A 25,718-nucleotide genomic window follows, 5' to 3' on the forward strand; every position below is an offset into this window, starting at 1 on the left:
GTCGAGCGCCGCGGTCAGTTGAGCGCGGCGGCCACCGCCCTGACCGCCGCGGACGGCGTCCGGCGCGGGTCCGTGATCAGGAACAACGTGCTGTCGGGCAGTTCGCGCACGCGCTGGAGCGTGCCCGCGTCCAACTGCTCGGCGACCGCGACCCGCGGCAGCACGGTCCACCCCAGCCCCGCCACCACGCACGACCGGACCGCCTCGATGCTGCCGAACCGGGTGATGCTCGGCGTCGCGGACAGCTCCCGCACGAACCGGTCGCTGTACGAGCAGCCCTCCTCCAGCAGGAAGTACCGCTCGTCCAGCACCACGCCGGGCGCGGACACCAGCTCGATCGGCTCGACTCCGATGGCGGTGACCTTCAGACCCGGCGCGACCACACCGTCCTCCAGCACCAACGCCAGGTCCAGCGTGCCGTTGCGGACACCGGCCAGCGCCTGCCGGGTCCCGGCCGGGGACAGGTGCACGGTGATGCCGGGCCAGCGCATGGCCACGTCCGCGACCCGCTGCGGCAGCCGGTAGGCGCAGACCGACTCGGGCGCGGCTATCCGGACGTCGCCCTCGACGGCGGTGCTGCCGCGCACCGCGTCACGCAGGCGTTGTTCGGCGGCCAGCACCTCCCGGGCGTGCTCGACGGCCTGACGGCCCGCCTCGGTCAGCCGGGCGCCGCTGGGCAACCGGTCGAACAGGCGGGCTCCGAGGTGCCGTTCCAGGGCTTTGACCTGGCTCGTCACCGTGGATTGCACGAGGTGCAGCTCCGCCGCGGTGGCGGTGAAGCTGCCCGTGCGCGCGAGCACCAGCAGGGTGCGCAGGAGACGGGTGTCCACCGGATCGACAATACCGATCGGACACATCGCAGGGAATCGTTGGACTCGATATGGGCTACCGGTGCACGCTGTCGGCATGACCGACGTGCTTGAGCCGGAAGTGCTCCGCTACAGCGCTTTCACCACCGACCCCGCCGGGGGCAACCAGGCCGGTGTCGTCCTCGACGCTACCGGGCTGGACGACGCCCGCATGTTGGCGATCGCCGCCGAGGTCGGCTACTCCGAGACCGCTTTCGTGTTTCCCCGAAAAGACGAGCACGGCAGCGACGCCGACGACGAGCGGGAGTTCGACGTGCGGTACTTCAGCCCGCTGGTGGAGGTCCCGTTCTGCGGTCACGCCACCGTGGCCACCGCCGTCGCGCTGGAACGGCCGGGCAAGCTCCGGTTCCACACCCCGGCAGGGCTGGTGGAGATCGCCACGACACCCGGCACGGCGACGCTGACCAGCGTGCCGACCTCGTCCACGCCCGCGCCCGACGAGGACGTCGCCGAGGCGCTGAAGGCGCTCGGGTGGTCCGCCGACGACCTGGACCCGCGCTACCCCGTGCACTGGGCGTTCGGCGGCGCGCGCCACCTCGTGCTCGCCGTGCGGACGCGGGAGCGGTTGGCGGCGCTGGACTACGACTTCGACGCGCTGGGCGACCTGCTGCGGGCCAACGACGCGGTGACCGCGCAGCTGGTGCACCAGCGCGCCGAGGACGTCTTCGACGCGCGCGACCCGTTCCCGGTCGGCGGGGTCGTGGAGGACGCGGCGACGGGTGCCGCCGCCCTGGCGTTCGGCGGCTACCTGCGGGCCATCGGCGAGGTCACCCGACCGAGATCGATCACCATCCACCAAGGTGTGGACATGGGACGCCCCAGCCTGCTGGAGATCGAGGTCTCGCCGGACGACCCGCAGGTCACCGTGACCGGCTCGGCCGTGCGGATCTAGGCCCGCTCCAGCACCACCACGGGGATCTCGCGGTCGGTCTTCTTCGCGTAGTTGTCGTAGTCCGGCCACACCTCGACCATCAGCCGCCACAGCTCGGCCCACTCGTCACCGGACGCGGTGCGGGCCTTGGCGGTGAACACGTCCGAGTCCACCTGCACCTCGGCGCTGTTGTTCGCGGCGAGGTTGCGGTACCAGGCGGGGTGTTCGGGCGAGCCGCCGTAGGAGGCGACGACCACGTACGCGTCGCCGTAGGGCTGGTAGATCAGCGCGGTCCGGCGCGGTTGGCCCGACTTGCGGCCGGTGGTGGTCAGCAGGAGCGTGAAGACTCCCGGCCGCCACTCGTGGCCTTCGGTGCCGTCCGACTCGATGTACTTCTGGATGTGCTCGTTCACCCAGCCGACAGGGCTGTCCACTACTGACATGCCCTCGACGCTACCGAGATCACGACGCGGCCGGGACCTCGCATACGAGTGAGCGGACTACTCGCTCGCGTACTGGGCACTCATACGGCAGAGCAGGTCAGCGACGCGCGCCGCGTTGAGAACGTGTGACAGATCACGCCCAGCCATCCGATCTGAATCGATTCGACCGGGTCACACAAGAGGCTTCCCCGGAGTTTCAGGGGCTAGAGATCGGATCTCTGACGCTCTCCAGAACCCAACGCCGGGTGAATTCCAGGTGAGGTTTGCCAGAATGGGTCTCATGACCAAGCCCTTCACGGACGATAGTCACCCGGCCGAGCCCTATCCGGGAGCTCGGCCGGGACACTGCTTCGTGCACCTGAACGGCGCCGGCTGGCCGGTCACGCCGGACCCGGGTGCCGATTCCGGATGGCGCGTCGCCCCGGACGGGCAGGACCTGGACGACTGGCTGGCGGGGCACGGCGAACCGCCGCTCGCGGGCCGGATGCCGGTGCTGGCCTACGGCTCCAACGCCAACCCCGCCAAGGTGACGTGGCTGCGCGAAGAACTGGGACTGACCGGTCCGGCCGTGGTGCTGCGGGCCCGTTGCACGGGACTCGCCGCCGTCTGGGCCGCGGGATTGCGCAAGACCGACGGCCAGCGGCCGGCCACCCTCGCGGCGGCGCCCGGCGTCGAGGAGGAGCACGCGGTGTGGTTCGCCACCGCGGAGCAGCTGCGGGTGCTCGACCGCTGCGAGGGCCGTGGCCTGCGGTACCGGCTCGTCCGGGTGCACACCGGCCGGGTGACGTTGTTCGACGGCGGCGTGGTCGACTCCGTGCTCGCGTACACCGGTGCGGGCACCCGGCGGATGCCCCTGCTGGTCAACGGCAGGCCGGTGCGCTGCGCCGACGTGGACCAGCGGGGTGCGCGCCGACTGGGCGGGCGGCCCGCCGACAGCGACGGCCTGGACGTGACGCCGGTGCACGGCGAGCCGTCGCCGAACGACTGGCCCGACCGCCTGTTCGTGTACGGCACCCTCCAGCCGGGCATGGCCGCGTGGCACCTGGTGGAACCGTTCGTGGACGGCGCCCCGGAGCCCGTCAGGCTGCCCGGCACCCTGCACGACACGGGGCAGGGCTACCCGGCGCTGCGTCCCGGCGACGGACCGGGCGTGCCGGGGCACGTGCTGCGCCTGGAGAACCCCGAGGACGCCCTGCCGGTGCTGGACGAGTACGAGGGCGACGAGTACCGCCGCGTGCGCGTCACGCTGCCCGACGGGCAGGTCTGCTGGACCTACCTGTGGACGGCCGGGGTGGGCGACATGCCGGTGCTCCCCGAGGGCTGGGTCGAGAACCGCCAATAATGCGCCCGATGCGGTGAATCCTTCGCCGATCCACCCAACCGTCCGGCAGTTGGGTACGTCCTCCTGATGAGGACCACGTATCCGAGCCAGGAGGTGGACATGAGGCGACTCGTGGCGTTCGGCGCTCTCGCGGTCGCGCTCACCGCGTGCGGGAGCCCCCGACAAGCGGCCGACCAGCCGACCCTGGTGGTCGAACCGCCCTCGTCCTCGGAGACCCCGCCGGTGCCGCCGTCCTCGCCCACGCCGGCCACCCCGGCGTCGACCAGGTGCACCGCCGCCGTGCTCGTGGGCTCGGTCAAGCCGGGTGACGCGGGCGCGGGCAACCGGTACGGAAAACTCGTGGTGACCAACAACGGCGCGGCGCCGTGCACGCTCAACGGCTACAGCGGCCTGCAACTGCTCGACGCGGCGGGCAACCCGGTGCCGACCGACCTCCGGCGCACCGCCGACCCCGGCCCGGCGCCGGTGACTCTCACCCCCGGCAAGGCCGCGGCGGCGAACCTGCGCTGGACCATCGTGCCCACCGGTGACGAGCCGGTCGACAAGCCGTGCCAGGCCGAGGCCGCGAGTGCCGCGGCGATCCCGCCGGACGAGACGCGACCGTTGAGCGTGGAGTGGGGGCTGGGTCCGGTGTGCGGCGGCGGGAAGATCGAGATCAGCGCGTTCTACGCTGCCTAGGTGATCGAGTCCAACGTTCCCGGCCACGCCGGTGAACTCGCGGTGCGCACCTGGCCCAACCTGGACGCCTCCTGGCTGGCCGTCCTCGTGCACGGGTACGGCGAGCACGGCGGCAGATACCGGCACGTGGCCGAGGCGTTGGTGGAGGCGGGCGCGCTGGTGCTGGCGGCCGACCACGTCGGGCACGGCCGGTCCGAGGGCGAACGGGCGGTGATCGCCGACTTCGACGGCGTGGTGGCCGATGTCGCCGCCACCATCAGCTCGGCCGCCTCCGACCTGCCGACCGTGCTGATCGGGCACGGCGAGGGTGGGCTGGTCGCGGCCCGGTACGCCCAGCGGAACCCGTTGTCGGCGCTGGTGCTGTCCGCGCCGGTGCTCGGCACCTGGCAGGGCTTGGACATGCTGATGACCGAGATCCCGGACGTGCCGCTCGACCCGGGCCTGCTCTCGCGCGACCCGGAGGTCGGCAAGCACTACGCCGCCGACCCGCTGGTCTGGCACGGACCGTACAAGCGGGAGACCTTGGAGGCGTTGGAGCGCGCGCTGGACGAGGTCAACTACGGGCCTTCGCTGGAGCACCTGCCGACGTTGTGGCTGCACGGCGACGCCGACGAACTCGTTCCCCTGGCCGACACCCGCACCGGCACCGACCGGCTGCGGGGCCTGCTGTTCGAGGAACGCGTCTACCGCGGCGCCCGGCACGAGGTGTTCAACGAGACCAATTCCGCCGAAGTGCTGGCCGACGTGATCTCGTTCGTCCGCCGCGTTCTGGGCCTGCCCTGAGCCCGCGGCCGTTCGTGGTGGTCCGCGCCGGTAGGCTGCGCGGGCATGATCGCCCCTGTGGAGCAGACCGTCGCGGCGTTCAGCCGATGGGCCGAGCAGCGCGGCGGTGAGGCGGACTCCGGTACAGCGCTGATCGCGCTGAGCATGCTCGGTTTCGAGGACGCCGACGACCTGAAGCCGGGTGACCTGGCGGAGTTCCTGCTCGACGCGTACCCGGAGGCCATGGCGGCGTTCGGGCAGGCGCCCGACGAGATCATGGTCGACACGTTGCGAGACCTGCTCGCCTTCTTCGGCGACAACGGACGGCTGCCCGCCGAACGGATGTCCCGGCTGCTGGGCGAGTTGGACGAGGTCGAACCCGAATTCCTGGACCTGGTCGAGACTTTCGACATCCCGATGCCCGATCTGGCGAGTGCGCTGGGCTCACCGGACCGGCTGCCGCCGATCCGGCTGCCTTCGCTCGACGTCCTGGCGGCCGATGCCCGACGGGCCCCACTGATCGCGGACGCGCGGGCGTTGGCGCTGTGGGTCGGTGAGGGGCGGCGGACAACGCCCGACTCCGAGCTCACCGAGGCCGACGCCGAGCAGGCCGAGCGGAGCGTCGGCATCACCGCGGCCGAACGCGCGCAACTGTGGGAAGTCGCCGACGCGTTGGGATTCCTCGACTTCACCGAGGACGACGTGATCGTTTCGAGCAGCGCCGACGCCCGCGCTTGGCCCGACGTGGACGACGAGACCGCGCTCGCGCAATGGGGACGGGCACTGACCCACGTGCTGATGCACTCGGTGGCGATCGACGCCTTCACCTACCACTCCAAGCACTTCACGATGGAGGGGATCGGCATCCCGCTGCTGTCGGTGCTGTTCCTCCGTCAGGGTCATGGCATGCCGACCGGCGGCGTGAGCGAGGCGATCCGGATCGCCGTCGACATCGAACTGGAACACCTGGCACCCAAGGCCGCCGACCGGTTGTGGCGGGAGTGGGTGGCCGAGCACGGCGACCCCGGCCAGGCACTGCTCGACCGGCTCACCCGACTCGGCGCGGTCAGGATCGACGACGATGTCGTCACCCTCACCCCGGTGGCGCGACACGCGGCGAGAAGCCAGTTGGTCGACGGTGGCGTCGACATCCCGCTGCTACCACCCAGCGCGGAGATGACCGCCCAACAGCTGATCGACGCCGCGCCAGGCTTCTCCGAGGCCGAACTGGCCGCCGAGGTGCGCGCGTGGATCACCAGCCGGGACACCGCCGCCCGCGAACTGTTCGGCCTCGCCGCACGGGGCGACGGCGGCGAGCGGAAGTGGGCCATGGACGTCGCGAAACACCTGGGCGCGGCTGCGGACGACCAGTGGCAGGCAGCACTGGACGTGCCACCGTTATGCGCCTACGCGAAGTCCACACTGGACAAGCCCCTCGACGACACCGACCGCGCGTGGCTGCTCATCGACACCGTCACATCACTCAACGGAATCCCGGAGCCAATCGCCGCAGCCGTCGCGGAAGTCGTGCCCCCAGGCCGCGAAGAGGCGGTGTTCGAGGCGGCATGGCGCCTACCTCATCCCCAAGCGGGTCAAGCACTCACCGACGTCGGCGAGGCACACCCGGACAAGAAGATCGCCAAGGCCGCCCGGAAGGCGGCGTTCAAAGCCGCGTCTCGACGGTGATCCCTGCCGCACCCGGCTGTCCGCCGACGTGCTCGACGCCTGCCTACCAGGGCTGGTCGGTGGGGCGGACCAGGATTTCGTTCACTGCGACGTGGTCGGGTTGGGCCACGGCGTAGAGGACGGCGTTGGCGATGTCGGTTGGTTGGAGTTGGCGCATCGCGTTCGCGAGTCGGTTGATGCCGTCCTTGGCGGTCTGGTCGGTGATGTGGTCGCGCAGCTCGGTGGCGACCACGCCGGGCTCGACCACGACGACCCGGACTCCGCGTTGGGTCATCTCTTGGCGGAGGGACTCGCTGAACGCGTTGAGGCCGAACTTGGTGGCGTTGTAGACCGCCGTGCCACTGCGGACGACACGTCCCGCCGTGGACGACACCTGCACCACGGCACCCTTGCTCGCCAACAGGTGCGGCAGCGCGGCGTGGGTGAGGTACATGACGCCCAGGAGATTTGTCGACACCATCCGGGTCCAGTCGGTGGTGTCCGCGCCCTCGACCGGGCCGAGCAGCATCACGCCCGCGTTGTTGACCAGCACGTCCAGTCCGCCGAACGCCTCTACGGTCCGCGCCACCGCGTCCCGGCACGCCGCCTCGTCGGTGACGTCCAGCTCGACCGACAGGACCTCCGCCCCGTCCTCGACCAGCCGGTCCGCCAACACCTTCAGCCGTTCCACGCGCCGTGCGGCGATCACCACGGCCGCGCCCTCCCGTGCCAACGCGACCGCGGTCGCCTCCCCGATGCCCGACGAGGCTCCGGTGACCAGCGCGACCTTGCCTTGCAGGTGGTTCGTCATGCCCCCACCCAACATGCTGGAGCGCACTCCAGGTCAAGCCGGGCGGCGACCGGGTGGGGCGGCCGACGCGGTGCCGCCCCACCCTGGTCACGAATCAGCCGTTGTGGTTGTTGTGGTGGTTGTCGTGGTGGTTGTCGTGGTGGTTGCCGTGGTGGCCATTGCCGTGGTGGTCGTCGTCGTCGTCATCGTCGTCGTGGTCATGGTCGACGTTGCCGAAGTGGTCGCCGGTCTCCACGCTGCTGTCCTCGAAGCCGACGCCCGCGCCGTGAGGGCCCGAGAACGAGAAGTCGCTCTCGAAGAACGCGTTACCGTCCTCTGTGAACGCTTCGGCCTCGAAAGCGGCCGCGCCCTCGTCCCCGGCAGCCAGGAACAGCTCGTGGAAGGACGTGTCACCGTTTTCGTGGGCGGAGGCGTGGAGGGCGTGCAAGAACGCACCGTCCTCGCCCACGAACGCCACGCCGTGGGCGTGGTTGACCTCGGCCTCGTCGTCCGTGCCGGCGGAGGCGATGCCCGCCGAGCCGATGATGATGGGGAACGCGACCGCGCCGGCTGCGACGAGTCGGACAATGTTGCGCATGGTGGAACCTCCTGGTGGTTAGACGGCCATGCGTTCACATCGTTACCTCGCAGGTCGGGCCGCTCACCGTCGCTGACCGGATCGTGTGAAGCGGGGTTTGAACCGGCAAAAACGCGCTGATCAGCGGCTATCACAAGGGGTGGGCGCAAGCACCTGCTTATGGGTGACACCGGTGGCACCCTCACGTGCCACAGGGGTCTCGTGGACAATTCCGTCGAGATGGTGGGAGACGACCTGGAGCTGCTGATCACCGCGGTGGTGGCGGCCGACGACGAACAGCAGGCGCGCGCCGCCTGCGCCGCACTGCTGCGCCGGATCGGCGGGCGGGTCGTGCGGGTCTTCGACTGCTCGGACGAGGAACCCGGCTGCTGGTCGGTGACGATCAGCCTGCTCAGCGGCGAGCGCGCGACGCAGAACGTGGCCGGCGCGCTGGCCAGGGCGGTCCGCACGTTCGTCCGGCAGTTGGGCGACGAGTTCCCCACGCCGCGGGTGGCCTGCGAGCCGCCGACCGCGTGGACGGTGCTGGAGGACCCGGCACTGCTCGACGGTCTGGTGCCGGGCGCGGAGCGGTTCCTGGTGGAGGCGTGGGCCGGCGGCGACCCCGAGCACCACGGCACCGAGCACCACGAGCCCGAACGGCACGAGCCCGAGCGGCACGGCACCGGGGAACACCGCACCGAGCGGTACGAGCCCGACCCCGAGCGGTCGGAGCAGAGCATGCACGGCCGGCTGGACGAGTCGGAGCCCGATGCGGCGAAACCCGCCCCGCCGGAACCCGGTACACGGCTGTCGTTGCGCGTCGACGTGGCCACGGACCGGTCCGCGGGCGCCGAGTGGCAAGCGCGGGCGGTAGCGAGCCGGGTGGCACGCAGTGGCAAGATCACCCGAGTGGCTCCCCATGGGCACCTACTGAGCGTGCACATCGACCTCGGCTCGAACGTTAATTCGCCCACTGTCGCGCTACACGACGCCGTCGCGTCATTGGGCCGTTCCGGGTGGTCCACCGTGGAGTGGTCCGGTGGGTCGGCGTCGATCCGCTGGTCAGCAACACCGGTGCCACCAGCGGGGATCGCCGCGTTGGAACTCACAGCGACACCGGCCTCGGCATTCGTGTGGACGGTGCCCGACTGAGACCGGCAGCACTGGCCCGATCGAGTGGATTTCGAATTCGCCCGGTCAGCCGATCTTGCTTGTGAATCGTGAAAATTTAGGTACTACTTTCAACTATAGGAACTCAAGCAGCTTTGCAGGAGGGGTCGGGATCCGACATGGCCAGCATCGAAGAGGTCCGCACCGCGATCGCTTCGGCCGTCGAGAAGGCGAGCCAGAGCGTCAACGCCCTGCAACAGGCCGCCGACCTGGCCGAAGACGCGCAAGCCCTGCTCAGCACAGCCACCCAGGGCAGCGTCCAGGCCGACGTGGAGCAGGCGAACGCGCGGTTCGCCGAGGTGGTCAGCGGCGTTTCCGACTTGCAGAAGCACCTCGGCGCCGGGATCTCCCAGGCCGAGAGCATCAATTCCAGGTTGTGACGTGGCCTCGGTAGGCGAGATCAAACTCGCGCTCGAACAGAGCTGCGAGTTCCTCCGTGACGCCTACCGCAGCGTCCGAGAGGCCCAGAACGCGTTGGACGAAGCGGTCGACATCCTGGTCGCGGCGAGCGCCGACCACCACGAGTCCCTGGTACCCGCGGGGTTCGTGAAGGCCGGTGAGGGGTTCGCCGACGAGTTGGAGCTGATCGTCGGCAGCCTGGAACTGGTCCAACGCCTAGCCGTGGAGCTGTGACGTGAGCAGGCGTGACGAGCGCCGGAAGAAGATCGAGAGCTCCTTCGAGGAGTTCCGCAGGGCGGTCGCCGCCGCGTTGGGCAACGCCTCGCGCGAGCACCGCCTGCTCGCCGACGAACGTGCCCGCGACATGTTCGAGGTGATGTTGCGCGGTGACGGCATCGATCGGGCGCTGGACGACCACCTGCTGGCCGAGGCGCTGGAGAACCCGCGGTTCACGCAGCAGGTGGCGAAGGCGCTGATCGACCGGATCGACGCCTTCCGCGACTGGTCCGAACGCGGACCGGACCAGCTGACCGCGCTGGTGAACGCGGTGGCCGAGGGCCCGGCGTCGTGGCCGCACGAGTCGTGGCTGGGCACACCGGGCACGGACGACGGCAGCGACGGCGTCCCCGAGCTGTGGCGCATCGGCACCGGCGTGGTCCGCAGCGCGCCCGAGCCGCAGCGCTTCCCGGTGGCCGTGCCGCTGCTCGACCAGGCGCACCTGCACGTCTCCTCCACCTACGAGAGCCGTGCCGCGGCCGAGGGCCTGGTGGAGAGCCTGCTGCTGCGGGTGCTGAGCCACTTCCAGCCCGGTCTGGTGCACGTGCACGTGTGGGACGTCAGCCAGCTCACCGGCGCGCTGCCCGGCCTGTACCCGTTGACCAGGGCGGGCCTGCTGACCGTGCACGACCCGGCCCGGCTGCACGAGCTGCTGGACGAGCTGTCCGACCACATCCGCCGCGTGCACACCGGCGTGCTGGTCGAGGGCCACCAGTCGGTGAAGGCGGCGGGCGGGCGGCGGACCGAGCCGTGGCGGGTGGCGGTGCTGTTCGGCAACCGGCAGGCGTTGCGGGAGGAGCACCAGCAGCAGCTGCAACGAGTGGCGCGCAACGGTCTGGCGGCCGGCATCCAGCTGTTCATCGTCGACATCCCGGTCACGGTCAACTCGCCGATCGAGACCGTCACCATCGCCGCCGACCAGACCGCGACGTGCACGATGACCGGCAAGCACGTGACCGTCACGCTCGACCCGCCGTTCCCCCGCACGGCGGTGCCCCGCGCCTGCGCGGCGATCGCGGACAAGCGGGAGGAGCGCCGCACCCGGCTCAGCACGTTCGCCGACCTGCTGCCGGAGCAGCTGTGGCAGGAGAGCTCGGCGGCGGGGGTGATCGCGCCGGTCGGCTACCACGAGGGCGAGCCGGTGCACGTCGCGTTGGGCGACACGTCGCCGCACGCGTTGATCGGCGGGCCCAGCGGCTCGGGCAAGACCAACTTCCTCTACGCCATGCTCGGCAGCCTGGCCGCCCGGTACCGGCCGGAGGAGCTGGAGCTGTACCTGCTGGACTTCAAGGAGGGCGTGTCGTTCGCGCAGTTCGCGCCGGGCCGCAAGGACCCGACGTGGCTGCCGCACGCGCGGCTGGTCGGCGTGAACGTCAACACCGACCGCGAGTTCGGCGTGGCGCTGCTGGCGTTCCTGGCCGACGAGATGCGCAGGCGCGCGGACGCGGCCAAGCAGCACGAGGTCACCAAGTTGGAGCAGTTGCGCGAGGAGGACCCGGCCGGCCACTGGCCGCGGATCGTGGCGGTGATCGACGAGTTCCAGTACCTGTTCGGCGAACGCGACCAGGTCACCGCGCAGGCGACGCAGCTGCTGGAGGACGTGGCCCGGCGCGGCCGGTCGCAGGGCATCCACCTGGTGCTGTCCAGCCAGGACGTGTCCGGTATCGAGGGCTTCTGGGGCAAGTCGGCGATCTTCGAGCAGTTCACCGTGCGCATCGCGCTGCCCAAGGCGCGCCGGGTGCTGGCCGAGCCGCAGAACGACGCCGCGGTGGAGCTGCCGCGCTGGCACGCGGTGGTCAACCACGAGTCGGGCGTGCGGCCGGGCAACGAGATCGCGCGCATCCCGGACGCCACCACCAAGGGCACGTTCGACGCGCTGCAAGCCGAGCTGCACCGGCTCCGACCGGCCGACCTGACCGAACCGATCCTGTTCGACGGCAGCAAGGTGCCCGCGTTGCAGGCGTTGCCGGACTTCCGGGCGCTGCGGCCGGGAGAGGGCAACCCGACCGTGCTGATGGGCCAGGTGATCGACGTGGCGGGCAGCGCGGCCAAGGTCCGCTTCGCCCGCACGCCCGGCCGCAACATCGCGGTGCTCGGGTCGCTGGCCGAGGACGCGGCCGACGTGCTGGGCGGCGCGGCGCTGTCGCTGGCCCGCCAGCACGAGCCCAACGATGCCCGGTTCACCCTGGCCTGCCTGGCCGAGGACGCTTGGCCGTACGCGGAGAAGCTGGCCAAACAGCTGCGCGACGCGGGCCACGCGGTGGACCTGTTCGGCATGGACGGCATCAGGACGCTGCTGGACGACACCGCGGCCCGGATCACCGCCAGCATGACCGGTGAGACGGGTGCGCCACTGCAACCGCACTACGTGGTGGTTTACGCGGTGGACGCGGCGCACACCCTGTTGGAGGCCAAGAACGAAAAGCGGGTCTCCGGGGTGGACAACCTGCGCACCGTGCTCAAGCACGGCCCGGAGAACCGCACCCACGTGCTGGGCTGGTGGCGGGGCGCGCAGCGGCTGAAGAACAGCCTGTCACCGGGTGTCTACGACGACATCGGCGCGTGGGTCGCCTTCGACATCCAGGGCAAGGAGCTGCTGTCGTTCGGACCGGAGCAGGTCTTGACGTGGTCACCGCGACCGCGGCGCGGCCTGTTCTTCGACCGGTTCGAGCACTCGCGGCCCCAGGTCGTCATCCCGTTCGACACCGGGGAGGAATCATGATCAGCCACGCCTCAGTGGTGCCCGCGCAACGCACCAGCGGGGACGGCGCGCCGGAGGTCGAGGCGGTCTCGGCGGTCGAGCGCTACCGGGAGATCGTCGCGCTGGCCGGCGACTCGGTGGAGCGGATGCGCGCGGCCGACCGGGCGCGGGTGCGGGAGCTGCTGGAACGGCTGGCCGCGTCGCAGGACCGGATGGCCGAGGTCATCGACCAGGAGAAGCTGGTCAAGCAGATGGTCGCCGAGCACTGGGAGGCCGTGGTCCGGCTGTTGTGGGAGGAGCGGTGGTTCACCATGACCACGGTGCCCGGCCCGGACGAGTCGGTGCCGCCACGTGACCAGCGCGAGTACAACACCGCGCTGGAACTGGCCTTCCGGGCGTTGGAGGAGGCGTCGCAGAAGCGCGCCCTGTTGCGCCGCAAGGGCCCCTAGTGTTCTAGAAGCCCCAGGAGACGGCCACCGTGTCGAAGTCGAGTTCGGCGCCGGCACGGCGGTAGGTGGCCAGGGCGGCGGCGTTGTCCTTCTCGGTGCCGGTCCACACGCCGGTGCAGCCGCGTTCCCGGGCCAGTTCGACCAGCTGCCCGATCAACGCGGTGGCGATGCCCCGCCGCTGGTGGGCGTCGTCCACGCCCAGCTCGTAGAGGAACATCTCCACGCCCTTGTCGGGGTGGATGGTCTCGACCCCGGACACGAACCCGGCGGGCTCGCCGTCGACGTAGGCGATGAACAGGTGGTGCCGGTCGTCGGCGAGGAACGCGCGGGTGGCGTCCTCGACCGGCGGGTCGTCGAACAGGTGGCCCGCGGCCATCACGGCGTCGAACGACGTGATCCGGCGGATATCCATGCGGGCGAGGGTAGCTCTTGGGGATGATGCGGTCATGCGCGTTCTGTCCTCCCCCGCCGACGTCGCCGCCGCCAGTACCGACCCGCTGACGCGCTGGGCCGCGCAGGCGTTGCTGCCGGGCCGTGACGGCGCCGCGTGGGCGCACGGCGACGCGGTCGGTGTGCTCGCGCCGGGCTTGAACAGGCACGACCGGCTCGTGCTGGCGGGGCCGGTGGACGACGTGGCGGTGCTGCTGCGGACGCACGCGAGGCCCGGCGTGAACCCGCTGGTGACGACCGGCGTGGCAGAAGAGCTGGGGTGGCCGGTGCGGGCGACGTTCGGGTGGATGGAACGCACCGGGTCGCTCGACGCGGGTGCGGGTGCCCGGTGGCTCGCCGAGGACGAGTGGGACGACGTGGAGGCGTTGCTGCGCAAGGCGAGCCCGAAGTCGTACGTGTGGCCGCGTGAGCCGGGGCCGTCGCGGTGGGCGGGCATCCACGCGGACGGCGAGCTGGTGTCGGTCGGTGCGGACGCGTGGTCGGCGCCGGGGGTCGGGTTCGTCGCGGGCGTGGCCACCCACCCTGACCACCGCGGCCGGTCTTTGTCGACGAATCTCTGTTCATTCCTGGTCGATGCATTGCTGGCCGAGCACGGCACCTGCGCGTTGATGGTCGAAGCGGAAAACCCGGCCGCCATCGCGGTCTACCGGCGATTGGGATTCGAGTACCGGAGCGTGACCGCACTGCGGGACGCAGCTCACACCTGAATGGCGGAACAGGGCCGCGACTTCGTGCCGTTGCACTTCACATGACGTTGCCGAGCACCGCGCGGGAATTCCGCCTCGCCTCCCGTCCCGAAGGCTTCCCGACCGAGGAGAACTTCGACCTGGTCGAAGCTCCCCTGCCGACCATCGGCGACGGGCAACTACTGGTCCGCAACCTCGTGATGAGCGTCGATCCGTACATGCGCGGCCGGATGAACGAGGGCAAGTCGTACGTGCCGCCGTTCGAGATCGGCCGGCCGCTGACCGGTGGCGCGGTGGGTGAGGTCGTGGCGTCCAACGCGCCCGGCTTCGAGGTCGGCGACACCGTGCTGCACTTCCTGGGCTGGCGCGAGTACGGCGCGGTGGACGCGGCCGACGCGGTGAAGGTCGATCCTCAGGCGGCTCCGGTCGGCGCGTACCTGGGCGTGCTGGGCATGCCCGGCATGACGGCCTACGCGGGCCTGCTGGACGTGGCCGCGTTCAAGGAGGGCGACGTGGTGTTCGTGTCCGGCGCGGCGGGCGCGGTCGGCCAGGTCGCCGGTCAGGTCGCCCGGCTGCGCGGCGCGAAGCGCGTCATCGGCAGCGCCGGCAGCGACGCGAAGGTGAAGTACCTGGTCGACGAGCTGGGCTTCGACGCGGCGTTCAACTACAAGAACGGCCCGGTCGGCGAACTGCTGGCGGAGGCGGCGCCGGACGGCATCGACGTGTACTTCGACAACGTCGGCGGCGAGCACCTGGAAGCCGCGATCACCGCGTTCAACCCGCACGGCCGCGCGGCCCTGTGCGGCGCGATCTCGAACTACAACACCAAGGACCCGGTGGGTGTGCGCAACATCGGCCTGGCCGTGGGCAAGCGGCTGAACCTGCGCGGTTTCCTGGTCCGCGACCACGAGCACCTGCGGGAGCAGTTCGTGCGCGAGGTCGGCGGCTGGATCGCCGAGGGCAAGCTGCGCTACCAGGAGACCGTGACCGAGGGCCTGGACCGCGCGCCGGAGGCGTTCATCGGCATGCTACGTGGCGAGAACACCGGTAAGGCCCTGGTCACCCTGTAGTTCTCCGGTCCTGTAGTTCTCCAGTGCGCGAAAAATGGTTGTCGCACACGGCCGGCGATGCGCTAGCGTCGCCGGCATGTGTGCTGCCGCCTCTGCGTTCACCCGGTTGCGCCGCGTCTAGCGGCGGCATCCTTCGGTAGAAGCTCCGCCGCTCCAGCGAGTCCTCGCCGGGCGGTCTTCCGTGCTGCCCGGTTCGCTACCCAGCAGCCGCGGAGATCGACCAGTGCGCACGCACCACAACGGCCGGCACGAGAACGGCCAGAACTTCCTCACCGACCACACCGTCATCACCGCTGTGGTCGACCTCGTCGGACTCACCCGCGGACCGATCCTGGAGATCGGCTCCGGTGGCGGCGCGTTGACGCTGCCCTTGCAGGCCCTCGGCCGACCGTTGACCGCCGTGGAGATCGACCTTGACCGGGTCCGCGAGTTGCGCGGACGGGTCGGGCCCGGCACGTCGGTCGTCCACGCGGACTTCCTGCGGCACCGGCTGCCGTCCTCGCCGCACGTGCTGGTCGGCAACCTGCCGTTCCACCTGACCACGGCGATGCTGCGACGCATCGTCCACTCCGACCACTGGACGGACGCGGTCCTGCTGGTCCAGTGGGAAGTCGCCCGGCGTCGGGCGGGTGTGGGCGGCGCGACGATGATGACGGCGCAGTGGTGGCCCTGGTACTCGTTCGGCTTGGCGCGGCGGGTCCCGGCAGCTGCGTTCCGCCCGCGACCGAACGTGGACGGCGGCCTGATGACCATGACCCGCCGCGGCACCCCTCTCGTGGACGTCGGGAGCCGACGCCAGTACCAGGCGTTCGTGCACCGGGTCTTCACCGGTCGCGGGCGCGGTGTGCCGCAGATCGTGCGTGCCGCCTACCCGTCGTCCCGCATCACGCCGTGGCTGCGGAGGCACGCCATCACCGACCGGACGCTGCCGCGTGACCTCACCGCCGAGCAGTGGGCCGGCCTGTTCCGGATCGGACTGTCGGGGGTCGGTGCCACAATTCCGCGGCATGGCGGGGAAAACGGTTAGCTGGCAGAGGCCCTCCGGGACGTGGTGGACTCGATCTCCGGCCAGGTTCCGCTGATCCGGTCCAACAGCCCGAGCGCGTTCAGGGCGACCGTGATCCCGCTGCACCTGTTCGAACGCATTGCCGCGGAGCGCGAGTCCGGCATCCTCGGCGAGTCGATCGAGGAGATCCAGGACGGGGTCGACTCGTACACGAAGGCGCTGCGGGCGCTGGAGTCGAGCCGGCGGCAGAGTGCGGAGGTGGCCGGTTAGACGATCTCGCCGTCGGCCGCGACGACGCGTCCCGCGTGCACGACCAGCGTGCGCGGGGCGCGGTCCATCACGGCGGCGGTCACCGTGTCGCCCGGCACCACGACCAGGTCGGCGGGTGCGCCCTCGGTCAGCCCCAGGGTCCGGCCCATGACGGCCGCGCCGCCGCGCGTGGCGATGTCGGCGCACACCTCGACCAGGTCGTCGCGGCGGAACCCGTTGCGGTAGACCAGCTGCCAGGCCCGTTCCAGCATGTCGCCGTTGCCGTAGGGCGACCAGTAGTCGCGGATTCCGTCCTGCCCGAGACCGACCCGCACGCCCGCCCACCTCAGTTGCTGCAACGGCAACGGTTCCCGTGAACCCGGCGCGACCGTGGTCACCGCGACGTCCTGCTGTGCCAGCAGCTCCACCAGCTCCCGCTGCCGCTCAGCGTCCACAGTGGACAGCGCGAACGCGTGGCTGATCGTCACCTGTCCCTGCATGCCGAGCGCGTGCACGCGTTCGCAGATCAACTCCACCTGGAACGCGCCGAGCGACCCGGCGTCGTGCAGGTGCACGTCCACCCCGCACTGGTGCCGCTCCGCCAGCCCGAACACGACGTCCAGGTGCCGCACCGGATCACGGTCGTAGCCCGCCGGGTCGAGCCCGCCGACCAGGTCCGCGCCCGCGCGCAGGGCCGCGTCCAGCAGTTCGGCGGTCCCCTTCTCCCGCAGGATGCCGCACTGCGGGAACGCCACCACCTCGACGTGCGCCCGCCCGGAGTGCTCCTCACGTGCTGCGAGCACGCCTTCGAGCTTGTCCAGTCCGGAGTCCACGTCCACCTGCGCGTGGCTGCGCACGTGCGTCGCACCGCTCGCGATCGTGCGCGCGAGTGTGTAGGTGGCGCGTTGTGCGACGGACGTCTCGGCGGACCGCCAGTTGCGACGGTCGTTGTCGATCAGTTCGGACAGTCCGTCGCCCGCGCTGTGCGGGCGGAACGGCAGGCCGAGCCGGGTGGAGTCGAGGTGCGCGTGCGCGTCGGTGAACGCCGGCAGCAGCACGCCGCCCCGGCCGTCGACCACCGGCACGGCGGGCGGCGGGTCGAGGTCCGGGGCGAACGCCGCGACGTGCCCGCCCTCGCAGAGCACGTCGACCAGGGGTGCGTCCGGGCGGTTCGGCCACGGCCGCACGGAACGGATCAGCAGGTCACCGGTCACCAGGCGACGCTAGCTCCGCCGGGTTGAACTTTCCAGGGATGAGCTTTCCGGGATTGAGCACCCCGGTCGGGTCGAGCGTCCGCTTGACGGACGCCAGCACGTCCACCCCGAGCGCGCCGATCTCCGCTTCCAGGTACGGCACGTGGTCCGCGCCCACCGCGTGGTGGTGGCTGATCGTGCCGAGCCCGGTGATGGCCTCGCTCGCGGCGGCCTTGGCGACCTGCCACTGGCCGATCGGGTCGGTGGCGTCCCGTGCGGCCAGGGCGGTGAAGTACAGCGACGCGCCGGTCTCGTAAGCGTGAGAGATGCCGCCTTGTCGCCGCGCAGGGCGTTCACCCCGCCGACGACGGACGTGCCGCCGCCGAACGGCACCACGGCCACGTCGTGCTCGACGCACGTCTTCAGCACTTCGACGACCTGCGCGGGTGACGCGGGCAGCACCACCGCGTCCGGCACCGCCAGGTCACCGTCACCACGTTGCCGCAGTAGGTCCACATAGGACAGCCCGCCCACGCGTCCCAGCCGGGAATCGTGGTCCATCCGGACGTAACCAGGCCCGACCACCGCGTCCAACGCGGCGCGCGCGGCACCCGACAACGCCGACTCCGGCACGACCGGCGTACGGCTCGGCGTGCGGACGTCCGAGAGGCCGTGCGCCCGCGAAGCCACTTGAGGGCGTGCGGCGGGAGCTCGCCGGTGGTGGAGGTCCAACTGCCCCGGAGGGTGTGGTCGATGCGCTCGGTCACCGCTACAGTGTGACATATGACGTCTCAACGTCACAGTGATGACGCGCTCCTCGACGCGGCCCGCGACTGCGTGGTCCAGGTCGGGGTCCGCCGCACCACGCTGACGGACATCGCCAAACGCGCCGGCGTCAGCCGGATGACCCTCTACCGCCGGTTCCCGGACGTCGGGACGCTGGTCAGGGCCTTGATGACCAGGGAGTTCACCGCGCTGTTGCAGCGCATCACGGTCACCGGGGACAACACCAGGCAGCGGCTGGTGGCGCAGGCCATCGCGAGCATCCGCCTGCTCGCCGCCGACCCGTTGATGCGCCGGGTGCTCGACCTGGACGCCGAACTGATGCTGCCGTACCTCGTGCAGCGGCTCGGCAGCACGCAGAAGCTGGTCGAGGCGTTCCTGGTGGCGCAGATCGAAGCGGGCCACGCGGACGGCTCGATCCGCGCCGGTTCTCCCGCCGCCCAGGCCCGCTTGGTGCTGCTGACCACGCAGTCGCTGGTGCTGTCGATCCGGCCCGCGACCACCGACCTGGACTTCGAGGAACTGCTGGCCGAACTGGCCACCTACCTGGACGCGGCCCTGTCATGAGCACATCCCTGAACGCCGCCCGCCGCCGCGCCGACCTGGACTACGTGTCGTCGTCGCCCGTCGACCTGCTCGTCGTCGGTGGCGGGGTGACCGGTGCCGGCGTCGCCCTGGACGCCGCGTCACGCGGCCTGTCGGTGTGCCTGGTCGAGGCGCACGACCTCGCGTTCGGCACGTCCCGCTGGTCGAGCAAGCTCGTCCACGGCGGCCTGCGTTACCTGGCCCAGGGCGAGGTCGGCCTGGCCTACGAGAGCGCGGTCGAACGCGGCATCCTGATGACCCGCACCGCTCCGCACCTGGTCCGCGCGCTGCCACAGCTGGTGCCGCTGCACGGCAAGTCGCACGCCCCGATCGTCATGGCCGGTCTACGTGCCGGCGACGTCCTGCGCCGCCTGGCCCGCACCCCGTCCCACGTCCTCCCCGCCCCGCGCCACGTGCCCGCCGTAGAGGCCCTGGCCCTGGCTCCCGGCCTGCGCCGTGCCGACCTGCGCGGCGGCCTCCTGAGCTTCGACGGCCAACTGATCGACGACGCCCGCCTGGTCGTAGCCCTCGCCCGCACCGCCGCCGGCTTCGGCGCCCGCATCATCACCCGCGCCCGCGCCACATCCCTGACCAACAACGGCGCCCACGTGACCGACACCCTCACCAACACCGCACTCCACATCAAGGCACGAGCCGTCGTGAACGCCACCGGTGTCTGGGCAGGCGACCTGGTGGACGTAAAACTCCGCCCGTCCCGCGGCTCCCACCTGGTCCTCTCCGCCTCCACCCTCGGCCTCACCAACACCGCCCTGACCGTCCCCATCCCCGACGCCCGCAACCGCTTCGCCCTACTCCTCCCTCAACGCGACGGCCGCGTCTACATAGGCCTGACCGACGAACCGTTCGACGGCCCGATCCCCGACGTACCAACGGTCCCCCAGTCCGATGTGGACTTCCTCCTGACCGTGGCCACTTCAGTCCTGCAACGCCCCCTGACCCAAGCCGACGTCCTGGGCACGTTCGCCGGCCTGCGCCCCCTCCTGGACACCGGCGACGGCCCCAGCGCCGACCTCTCCCGCCGCCACGCGATCCTCACCCACGACGGAATCACCACAGTCGTAGGCGGCAAACTCACCACCTACCGCCGCATGGCCGCCGACGCCGTAAACGCCACCGCCCTCACCACAGTCCCCTCCCGCACCGCCCACCTCCCCCTAGTAGGCGCGGGCCCCGCCACCGGCCCACCCCACCTGATCCCCTACTACGGCACCGAGTCCCCCCACGTAGCCAAAATCGGCGAGATCGCCTGGGCCGTCCATCACGAAGGCGCCCTAACCCCCGCCGACGTCCTGGACCGCCGAACCCGAACCGGCCTAGTCCCCACCGACCGCGCCCACGCCGAACCCACCACCACCCACCAAGTAACCCAAGAACTACCCCCCACCCCCCGAGAGTCGAACCTCCAGACCCCGAGAGTCGAACCCTCAGGCCTCCTGAGTTCAACACTCAGGACGCGCGTACCCCGACCTGAACGTTGAACTCGGCCTACCTGAGCGTTCGACTCTCGCGACGCGAACGTACGACTCACGCGACCTGAAGGTTCGACTCACGCGCGTGTCCAACGTTCAGAACGCGCGTGTCCAACGTTCAGAACGGGTGAGTTGAACGTTCGGGATGGGCGGGGTTGGGGTATGAGAAAGGGGGACCTCCGGGTGGAGGTCCCCCTTGGGGTTCAGGTCACTCGCCGATGATCGGCTTTGCGGCCTTCGGCGGCTCCTCGATCAGGGGTTCGCCTTCGAGTCGGACCTTGCGCTGGTGGTCCTTGCCGTCGCCGCCCTGGCCGGGGGCGCCCATCATCGGCGCGCCCATCATGCCCATGCCGCCACCGGCGCCACCGGGACGTCCACCGGCGGCACCTGGCGCGGCGCCGGGTGCACCAGCGGTCGGGCCGCCCGCGGTACCGAGCACGCCGGACGAGCCACCGGCCTGGAGGGTCGAGCCGCCGCCACCGGCACCGCCGGAGCCACCGCCGCCCGCGAAGCCGCCACCGCCACCACCGGCGAAGCCGCCACCACCGCCGCCCGAACCACCGCCGGTCGGCATGGTGGGCAGGTCGGCCGACACCGGACGCACCGGCGGCACCGTGGGCACGCCCGGCGTGCCGGACCCGCCCGTCGCGTGAGTCGTGCCGCCCGTGGTGCCGCCCAACGTCGGCGGCGTGGGCACCCGGCCACCGGTCGAGCTGCCGCCCGGCACCCAGCGACCCGGCTCCCAGTGGCCACCGGCGGCACCACCGGAACCGCTACCGCCACCGGTGCCGACCGTCGGCGGACGGCTGACCACCGGCCCGCTCGGACCACCGGCGTAGAAGCGCCCGTCGGAGTCCGTGCCCGGCCCGTAGCCCACGCCCACCGTCGGCGGACGGCTCACCACGGGACCACCCGTGCCGCCACCGCCCGAGCCGGACGGGTTGGTCGTGCCGCCCGGCGGGGCCGTGAAGCGCTGGCCCGTGTCGCGGTCCATGTCGGCCAGCTGCCGGTCGTTCAGCCCGACACCGCCCTGCGTCAACCGCGGCCCCGAGCCGCCACCGCCGCTGCCGCCCTTGTTGGACGACGTCATCGCGGTGATCGCCTGGAGGATCTGCTTGGCGGTCTGGGCGATCTGCGCGACCGACTTGATCAGGTCGATCAGCTTCTTGAGCGAGTTGCCGAGCTTCTGCAGGAAGTCGGCGAGCTTCTTGGCGTAGTTGCACGCCATCTGCACGATGTCCGCGATCGCCGCGCCGATGGCCGCCCCGAAGGTCAGGAACGACGCCGCGAGCCACTGGATGATCTTCATGACCATGTCCGACACGGCCTGGCTGATCAGGTCCATGATGGTCTTGCGCACGGTGGCGACGAGCTCGCCCGCGCCCTTGGCCGCGCCGGAGATGCCCTTGGTGGCCTTGGCCAGCGTCTCCAGCCCGGCGGCGTGCTTCTTGCTCGCCGCGCGGTAGCCGTCGGCGGAACGACCGCGCCAGCCCTGGGTCTCCTGCTCGGAGGTGCGCCGGTAGTCGGCGACGATGCCCTCGATCTGCTTGGCCGCGGACGACCAGCTGTCGGACATCTTCTGGATCGCCTGCGGGTTGCCCAGCAGCGCGTCGAACGGCTCGCGCAGGAAGTCGACGTGCTGCATGGCCCAGCTGAACCCGGCGGACAGGAAGCCGGACAGCGGGTTGCTCGCCATGCCGACGATGCCCATGGCGGTGTTCGCCATGCCGAGACCGGCCTGCACCCAGTCGCCGCGCTCGACCGCCGCGACGGTGCCCTGCACGTCGCTGATCAGGTGCGAGGGGTCGCGGCCCTGGGTAGTGGCTTGCGCGTTCATCCCCGTGCCCTTCCGGTGAAGCCGAACGCGTTGTCGAGGTCGACGTTCTCGTAGAGGTCGGCGACCTCCTTGAGGCCCTGGCACATGTCGGCGATGGTCTCCGTGGCCTGGCCGAGGATGTCCTGGGAGGAACCCGCCGTCTTGAGCAGGAACCCGGCCAGGAACTCGCCGAACACACCGAAGGCGTCGGTCGACAGCGACGGGTCAGCGGTCTTCGTGGCCGAGAGCATCCGCTGCGTCAACTGGTCGACCGTGCCAGCGTGCGCCCGGATCTGGTCCGGGTCGACGATGAACGAGTCGAACATGGTCATCTACCCCCTGCTCAGGCCATGACATCGGGTGGGTTGGTGAAGTAGTCGTCATCGGGCCTGACGTCTCGACGCTGGATCTCGGGTGCCGGTTCCACGGCATCCGTGCCGTCACCCGAATAGCCGTTCGGCATCTTCGCCTTCACGAACTCCAGCGCCGGGCTGTCACCGACGAACTCGGTCATGATCTCGACGACCTTGCCCGCGGCGGCACGTTGCGCCTGCGCGACGGCGGTCATGATCGCGCCGGAGATCCGCTCCGGGTCCTCACCCCGCAGTTGCGGGCGCAGGATCAGGCCCGTCAACGCGCCCGAAGCGTTGACACTGACCGTGATCAGGCCGTCCGGCGACGTCGCGCTGCCGCCGACACCCCCGAGCTGCGTCTCGACCTGGGCGGCGTTCCGCTTGGCCTGGTCGATCTTCTCTCCGTACTGCGCGAGCCACTGGTCCGGCTCCATGTTCACCCCTCACGGCAACGGGGCTTGCGGCCCTACTTGCGCATTCGACCCGTCGACAGTCCATTCGGTTCCCGGCGACGTATCGTTTCACTGAAACGTGATTTACGGGCGCGTGACCTGCCGATACCACCGTTCGGCCTATTCTGTGAATTGTTTACTTGCCGATCTGTTGGGTTTTCGCAACACTTTGTAGCATGAGTCCGGTGCGTCGAGGCCCCGGGCAACCCATCCACAACCGGATCGGGGTGCTCAGGGTCGAACGGGGTTTGACGAGGGTGGAGCTGGCCAAGGCGGTGGAGGTCAACCCGCAGACGATCGGCGCGTTGGAGCGGGGCGACCACTACCCCAGCCTCGACCTGGCGATGAGGATCTGCGACGTGTTCGGTCTGCCCGTGGAGGCCGTGTTCAGCCGCAGTCCGTTCGAACCGCTGTCCAGCCAGGTCTACGGCTCGGCCTAGGTCTACGGCCAGTCACAACAGGAGGGGAGCACCGTGGCAGAGGGGGTGCTGGAGATCGACCGGGTCTCCAAGCGCTACGGGGAGGTCGTCGCGCTCGACGGGATGACCTTCGACGTGCGGGCGGGCGAGCTGTTCGGGTTCGTCGGCAGCAACGGGGCCGGCAAGACCACCACGATGCGCATCGCGCTGGGCGTGCTCGCCGCCGACTCGGGCCAGGTGCGGTGGAACGGCGAGCCGATCACCTTCCAGACCCGCCGCCGGATCGGCTACATGCCCGAGGAGCGCGGCCTCTACCCGAAGATGAAGGTGCACGACCAGCTCGTGTACCTGGCCGAGCTGCACGGCATGTCCACCAACGCCGCCCACCGGTCCGCGGACAACTGGATCGCCCGCCTCGGCCTGCGCGACCGCAGGCACGACGAGGTGCAGAAGCTCAGCCTCGGCAACCAGCAACGCGTGCAGCTGGCGGCGGCGCTGGTGCACGAGCCGGACGTGCTGGTGCTGGACGAGCCGTTCTCCGGCCTGGACCCGGTCGCGGTGGACGTGATGAGCCAGGTGCTGCGCGAGAAGGCCGCCGCCGGCGTGCCCGTGGTGTTCTCCAGCCACCAGCTGGACCTGGTGGAGCGGTTGTGCGACCGGGTCGGCATCGTGCGCAGCGGCACGCTCGTCGCGTGCGGCCCGGTGGACGAACTGCGCGCAGGCGGCGAGTCGCGGCTGGTCGTGGACGCCCCGCAGGCACCAGCAGGCTGGGCCGACCACCTGCCCGGCGTGCGGTCGGCGCACACGTCGGCCGGTCGCACGGTGGTGGAGCTGGCCCCGGACGGCGACGATCAGGTGGTGTTGCGCGCCGCCCTGGACACGGGCCCCGTGCACGAGTTCTCCCGGCAGCGCCCGTCGCTGACCGAGTTGTTCCGCAGCGTGGTGACCGAGGAGTCCGCGGCATGAACAGCCTCACCCCCGGCCGGGCGGTGTTCCTGGTCGCGCGCCGGGAGTTCCTGGGCAAGGTGCGCACGAAGTCGTTCCTGTGGGGCACCTTGGTGATCGTCGCCCTGATGGCGGGGTACGTGCTGCTGCAGGCCGTGCTGTTCGACGACGCGGGCCGCGACCGGGTCGCGTTGAGCGGTCAGGCGACGGTGCTGGCGGAGCCGTTGAAGCAGACCGCCGCGTCGTTCGGCCGCGAGGTGGAGACGGTCGACGTCACCGATCCGGTGGCGGCCGAGGAACAGGTCCGGTCGGGTGAGGTGGACGCACTGGTCACCGGCGCGGCGGACGACCTGCGCGTGGTGGTGAAGGAGTCGTTGAGCGACGAGCTGCGCAACTCGATCGACCTGATCGTCAAGCAACAGGTCCTCAACGCGCAGCTGGCCGAGGCGGGGCTGAACCCGGACGTGGTGGCGCGGAACGTGGAGCGCGCGGGCGTCGACGTGGTGACGCTGGAGCCGGAGGACACCCAGAAGGGCCAACGGCTGGCGATCGGCCTGGTGATCGCGGCGCTGCTGTACTACTCGCTGCTGGTCTACGGGACGATGGTCGCGCAGGGCGTGGTGGAGGAGAAGTCCAGCCGGGTGGTGGAGATCCTGCTGGCAACGCTGCGGCCGTGGCAGCTGCTGTCGGGCAAGGTCGTCGGACTGGGCGCGGTGGGGTTGCTGCAACTGGCGCTGATCGGCGGCATCGGGCTGGTGCTGTCGTCGGTGTCCGGGGTGATCGACGTCGCGGACGTGGCCGGCGCGGCGTTGGCCACCGGTCTGCTGTGGTACGTGCTCGGGTTCTTCTTGTACGCCACCATTTTCGCGGCGGCGGCGTCCCTGGTGTCGCGGCAGGAGGAGTTGCAGTCGGTGCTGACGCCGATCAGCATGGCGATCGTGGTGGCGTTCGTGGTCGGCATCAACCTGATGATCAGCGACCCGACCGGGTCCGCGGTGGTGGTGCTGTCGCTGCTGCCGCCGTTCGCGCCGATCCTGATGCCGGGCCGGATGGCGATGGGTGTCGCGCCGACGTGGCAGGTGCTGGTGGCGATCGCGCTCGCGCTCGTCGCGGTCGCGGCGATCACCTGGCTGGGCGGCAAGGTCTACTCGAACGCCGTCCTGCGCACGGGTGCCCGCGTCCGTTTGCGGGATGTGTTGAGGTAATCCCCTTGGCGGGCAGGCTCATAC

General features: G+C 70.7%; 28 protein-coding genes and 2 pseudogenes. 19 read left to right on the forward strand and 11 right to left on the reverse strand.

All coding sequences use genetic code 11. From position 1 onward, the window contains the following. Nucleotides 1-14 precede the first annotated feature (14 nt). Entirely contained in the window at nt 15-830 is an 816-nt protein-coding gene (locus ALI22I_RS11885) for a LysR family transcriptional regulator (RefSeq protein WP_077005529.1), read from the reverse strand. A 76-nt stretch (nt 831-906) separates the two neighbouring features. Between ALI22I_RS11885 and ALI22I_RS11890 the strand changes: the two genes are divergently transcribed. After that, nucleotides 907-1,761, forward strand: a complete 855-nt coding sequence (locus ALI22I_RS11890; RefSeq protein WP_077005530.1) for a PhzF family phenazine biosynthesis protein — start codon at nt 907-909, stop codon at nt 1,759-1,761. On the opposite strand, the gene ALI22I_RS11895 is transcribed toward ALI22I_RS11890, so the two are convergent. Then, entirely contained in the window at nt 1,758-2,183 is a 426-nt protein-coding gene (locus ALI22I_RS11895; RefSeq protein WP_077005531.1) for a nitroreductase family deazaflavin-dependent oxidoreductase, read from the reverse strand. The genes ALI22I_RS11890 and ALI22I_RS11895 overlap by 4 nt on opposite strands. A 280-nt stretch (nt 2,184-2,463) precedes the next feature. Between ALI22I_RS11895 and ALI22I_RS55100 the strand changes: the two genes are divergently transcribed. The 4 genes from ALI22I_RS55100 to ALI22I_RS11915 all read left to right on the forward strand — a co-directional run bounded on the left by ALI22I_RS55100 (nt 2,464) and on the right by ALI22I_RS11915 (nt 6,651). Further along, a complete protein-coding gene (locus ALI22I_RS55100) occupies nt 2,464-3,525 on the forward strand; it encodes a gamma-glutamylcyclotransferase (RefSeq protein ID WP_077005640.1) in 1,062 nt (353 codons plus the stop codon). A gap of 99 nt (nt 3,526-3,624) precedes the next feature. Then, nucleotides 3,625-4,203, forward strand: coding sequence for a DUF4232 domain-containing protein (locus ALI22I_RS11905; RefSeq protein ID WP_077005641.1), 579 nt, complete (start codon nt 3,625-3,627; stop codon nt 4,201-4,203). Then, entirely contained in the window at nt 4,204-4,986 is a 783-nt protein-coding gene (locus ALI22I_RS11910) for an alpha/beta fold hydrolase (protein ID WP_077005532.1), read from the forward strand. Nucleotides 4,987-5,031: 45 nt separating this feature from the next. Then, nucleotides 5,032-6,651 carry a hypothetical protein gene (locus tag ALI22I_RS11915; protein WP_143532151.1) on the forward strand — a complete coding sequence of 540 codons (1,620 nt, stop codon included), beginning with the start codon at nt 5,032-5,034 and terminating at the stop codon, nt 6,649-6,651. A gap of 43 nt (nt 6,652-6,694) precedes the next feature. Here the strand turns inward: ALI22I_RS11915 and ALI22I_RS11920 are convergent, their stop codons facing one another. Both ALI22I_RS11920 and ALI22I_RS50720 read right to left on the reverse strand, forming a co-directional pair. Beyond that, entirely contained in the window at nt 6,695-7,441 is a 747-nt protein-coding gene (locus tag ALI22I_RS11920; RefSeq protein WP_077005534.1) for an SDR family NAD(P)-dependent oxidoreductase, read from the reverse strand. Between the two features lie 94 nt (nt 7,442-7,535). After that, on the reverse strand, nt 7,536-8,018 hold the full coding sequence (locus ALI22I_RS50720) for a hypothetical protein (protein ID WP_077005535.1): 483 nt from the start codon (nt 8,016-8,018) through the stop codon (nt 7,536-7,538). 201 nt (nt 8,019-8,219) lie between these two features. On the opposite strand from ALI22I_RS50720, the gene ALI22I_RS11930 reads away from it, so the two are divergent. From ALI22I_RS11930 to ALI22I_RS11950, 5 genes are all read left to right on the forward strand, one after another. Continuing rightward, the gene (locus tag ALI22I_RS11930; protein WP_238598315.1) at nt 8,220-9,149 is read left to right on the forward strand and encodes a hypothetical protein; all 930 of its coding nucleotides are present in this window, start codon (nt 8,220-8,222) and stop codon (nt 9,147-9,149) included. A gap of 137 nt (nt 9,150-9,286) precedes the next feature. Next, nucleotides 9,287-9,547, forward strand: a complete 261-nt coding sequence (locus tag ALI22I_RS11935; protein ID WP_077005536.1) for a hypothetical protein — start codon at nt 9,287-9,289, stop codon at nt 9,545-9,547. Between the two features lies 1 nt (nt 9,548). Beyond that, nucleotides 9,549-9,800: a hypothetical protein gene (locus ALI22I_RS11940; protein ID WP_077005537.1), complete on the forward strand. Its 252-nt coding sequence runs from the start codon at nt 9,549-9,551 to the stop codon at nt 9,798-9,800. A gap of 1 nt (nt 9,801) precedes the next feature. Further along, the gene (locus tag ALI22I_RS11945) at nt 9,802-12,564 is read left to right on the forward strand and encodes an FtsK/SpoIIIE domain-containing protein (protein ID WP_077005538.1); all 2,763 of its coding nucleotides are present in this window, start codon (nt 9,802-9,804) and stop codon (nt 12,562-12,564) included. Continuing rightward, entirely contained in the window at nt 12,561-12,992 is a 432-nt protein-coding gene (locus ALI22I_RS11950) for a hypothetical protein (RefSeq protein WP_077005539.1), read from the forward strand. Before ALI22I_RS11945 ends, ALI22I_RS11950 begins: the two co-directional genes overlap by 4 nt. A 4-nt stretch (nt 12,993-12,996) precedes the next feature. On the opposite strand, the gene ALI22I_RS11955 is transcribed toward ALI22I_RS11950, so the two are convergent. Next, nucleotides 12,997-13,404: a GNAT family N-acetyltransferase gene (locus ALI22I_RS11955; RefSeq protein WP_077005540.1), complete on the reverse strand. Its 408-nt coding sequence runs from the start codon at nt 13,402-13,404 to the stop codon at nt 12,997-12,999. A gap of 34 nt (nt 13,405-13,438) precedes the next feature. Between ALI22I_RS11955 and ALI22I_RS11960 the strand changes: the two genes are divergently transcribed. The 4 genes from ALI22I_RS11960 to ALI22I_RS11975 all read left to right on the forward strand — a co-directional run bounded on the left by ALI22I_RS11960 (nt 13,439) and on the right by ALI22I_RS11975 (nt 16,474). After that, nucleotides 13,439-14,149 carry a GNAT family N-acetyltransferase gene (locus ALI22I_RS11960; RefSeq protein WP_077005541.1) on the forward strand — a complete coding sequence of 237 codons (711 nt, stop codon included), beginning with the start codon at nt 13,439-13,441 and terminating at the stop codon, nt 14,147-14,149. A gap of 41 nt (nt 14,150-14,190) precedes the next feature. Continuing rightward, a complete protein-coding gene (locus tag ALI22I_RS11965; RefSeq protein WP_077005542.1) occupies nt 14,191-15,198 on the forward strand; it encodes an NADP-dependent oxidoreductase in 1,008 nt (335 codons plus the stop codon). Between the two features lie 223 nt (nt 15,199-15,421). Beyond that, a complete protein-coding gene (erm, locus tag ALI22I_RS11970) occupies nt 15,422-16,225 on the forward strand; it encodes a 23S ribosomal RNA methyltransferase Erm (protein WP_077005543.1) in 804 nt (267 codons plus the stop codon). Between the two features lie 21 nt (nt 16,226-16,246). Next, the gene (locus tag ALI22I_RS11975) at nt 16,247-16,474 is read left to right on the forward strand and encodes a hypothetical protein (protein ID WP_077005544.1); all 228 of its coding nucleotides are present in this window, start codon (nt 16,247-16,249) and stop codon (nt 16,472-16,474) included. Here ALI22I_RS11975 and ALI22I_RS11980 read toward each other — a convergent pair. The 3 genes and pseudogenes from ALI22I_RS11980 to ALI22I_RS55565 form a co-directional block, all read right to left on the reverse strand. Then, nucleotides 16,471-17,667 carry an amidohydrolase gene (locus ALI22I_RS11980; protein ID WP_143532152.1) on the reverse strand — a complete coding sequence of 399 codons (1,197 nt, stop codon included), beginning with the start codon at nt 17,665-17,667 and terminating at the stop codon, nt 16,471-16,473. The genes ALI22I_RS11975 and ALI22I_RS11980 overlap by 4 nt on opposite strands. Continuing rightward, nucleotides 17,657-17,974, reverse strand: a pseudogene (locus tag ALI22I_RS53510) (FAD-binding oxidoreductase); the annotation flags it as partial. The pseudogene ALI22I_RS53510 and the gene ALI22I_RS11980, both read right to left, overlap by 11 nt. 80 nt (nt 17,975-18,054) lie before the next feature. Further along, a pseudogene (locus ALI22I_RS55565) lies at nt 18,055-18,429 on the reverse strand (hypothetical protein); the annotation flags it as partial. Here ALI22I_RS55565 and ALI22I_RS11995 point away from each other — a divergent pair. Together ALI22I_RS11995 and ALI22I_RS12000 are read left to right on the forward strand one after the other, a co-directional pair. Continuing rightward, on the forward strand, nt 18,430-18,996 hold the full coding sequence (locus ALI22I_RS11995) for a TetR/AcrR family transcriptional regulator (RefSeq protein ID WP_077005545.1): 567 nt from the start codon (nt 18,430-18,432) through the stop codon (nt 18,994-18,996). Further along, nucleotides 18,993-20,513: a glycerol-3-phosphate dehydrogenase/oxidase gene (locus ALI22I_RS12000; RefSeq protein WP_083751657.1), complete on the forward strand. Its 1,521-nt coding sequence runs from the start codon at nt 18,993-18,995 to the stop codon at nt 20,511-20,513. Before ALI22I_RS11995 ends, ALI22I_RS12000 begins: the two co-directional genes overlap by 4 nt. Before the next feature lie 199 nt (nt 20,514-20,712). Here the strand turns inward: ALI22I_RS12000 and ALI22I_RS54615 are convergent, their stop codons facing one another. The 3 genes from ALI22I_RS54615 to ALI22I_RS12015 are packed head-to-tail and all read right to left on the reverse strand — an operon-like array spanning nt 20,713 to nt 23,107. After that, complete coding sequence (locus tag ALI22I_RS54615; protein ID WP_077005546.1) at nt 20,713-22,341, reverse strand: WXG100 family type VII secretion target; 1,629 nt, start codon at nt 22,339-22,341, stop codon at nt 20,713-20,715. Beyond that, nucleotides 22,338-22,652, reverse strand: coding sequence for a type VII secretion target (locus tag ALI22I_RS12010; protein WP_077005547.1), 315 nt, complete (start codon nt 22,650-22,652; stop codon nt 22,338-22,340). Before ALI22I_RS12010 ends, ALI22I_RS54615 begins: the two co-directional genes overlap by 4 nt. Nucleotides 22,653-22,663: 11 nt before the next feature. After that, nucleotides 22,664-23,107: a YbaB/EbfC family nucleoid-associated protein gene (locus ALI22I_RS12015; protein WP_077005644.1), complete on the reverse strand. Its 444-nt coding sequence runs from the start codon at nt 23,105-23,107 to the stop codon at nt 22,664-22,666. A 194-nt stretch (nt 23,108-23,301) separates the two neighbouring features. On the opposite strand from ALI22I_RS12015, the gene ALI22I_RS12020 reads away from it, so the two are divergent. Genes ALI22I_RS12020 through ALI22I_RS12030 form a run of 3 tightly spaced genes read left to right on the forward strand, consistent with a single transcriptional unit; the run spans nt 23,302 to nt 25,694 of the window. After that, nucleotides 23,302-23,565 (forward strand): helix-turn-helix transcriptional regulator, encoded by a 264-nt coding sequence (locus tag ALI22I_RS12020; protein WP_077005548.1) that lies wholly within the window; start codon nt 23,302-23,304, stop codon nt 23,563-23,565. Between the two features lie 33 nt (nt 23,566-23,598). Beyond that, nucleotides 23,599-24,510: an ABC transporter ATP-binding protein gene (locus ALI22I_RS12025; RefSeq protein ID WP_077005549.1), complete on the forward strand. Its 912-nt coding sequence runs from the start codon at nt 23,599-23,601 to the stop codon at nt 24,508-24,510. Further along, nucleotides 24,507-25,694: an ABC transporter permease gene (locus ALI22I_RS12030; protein ID WP_077005550.1), complete on the forward strand. Its 1,188-nt coding sequence runs from the start codon at nt 24,507-24,509 to the stop codon at nt 25,692-25,694. The genes ALI22I_RS12025 and ALI22I_RS12030 overlap by 4 nt, the downstream gene beginning before the upstream one ends. Nucleotides 25,695-25,718: the final 24 nt, after the last annotated feature.

It is taken from the genome of Saccharothrix sp. ALI-22-I (assembly GCF_001984175.1).
Lineage (GTDB): Bacteria > Actinomycetota > Actinomycetes > Mycobacteriales > Pseudonocardiaceae > Actinosynnema.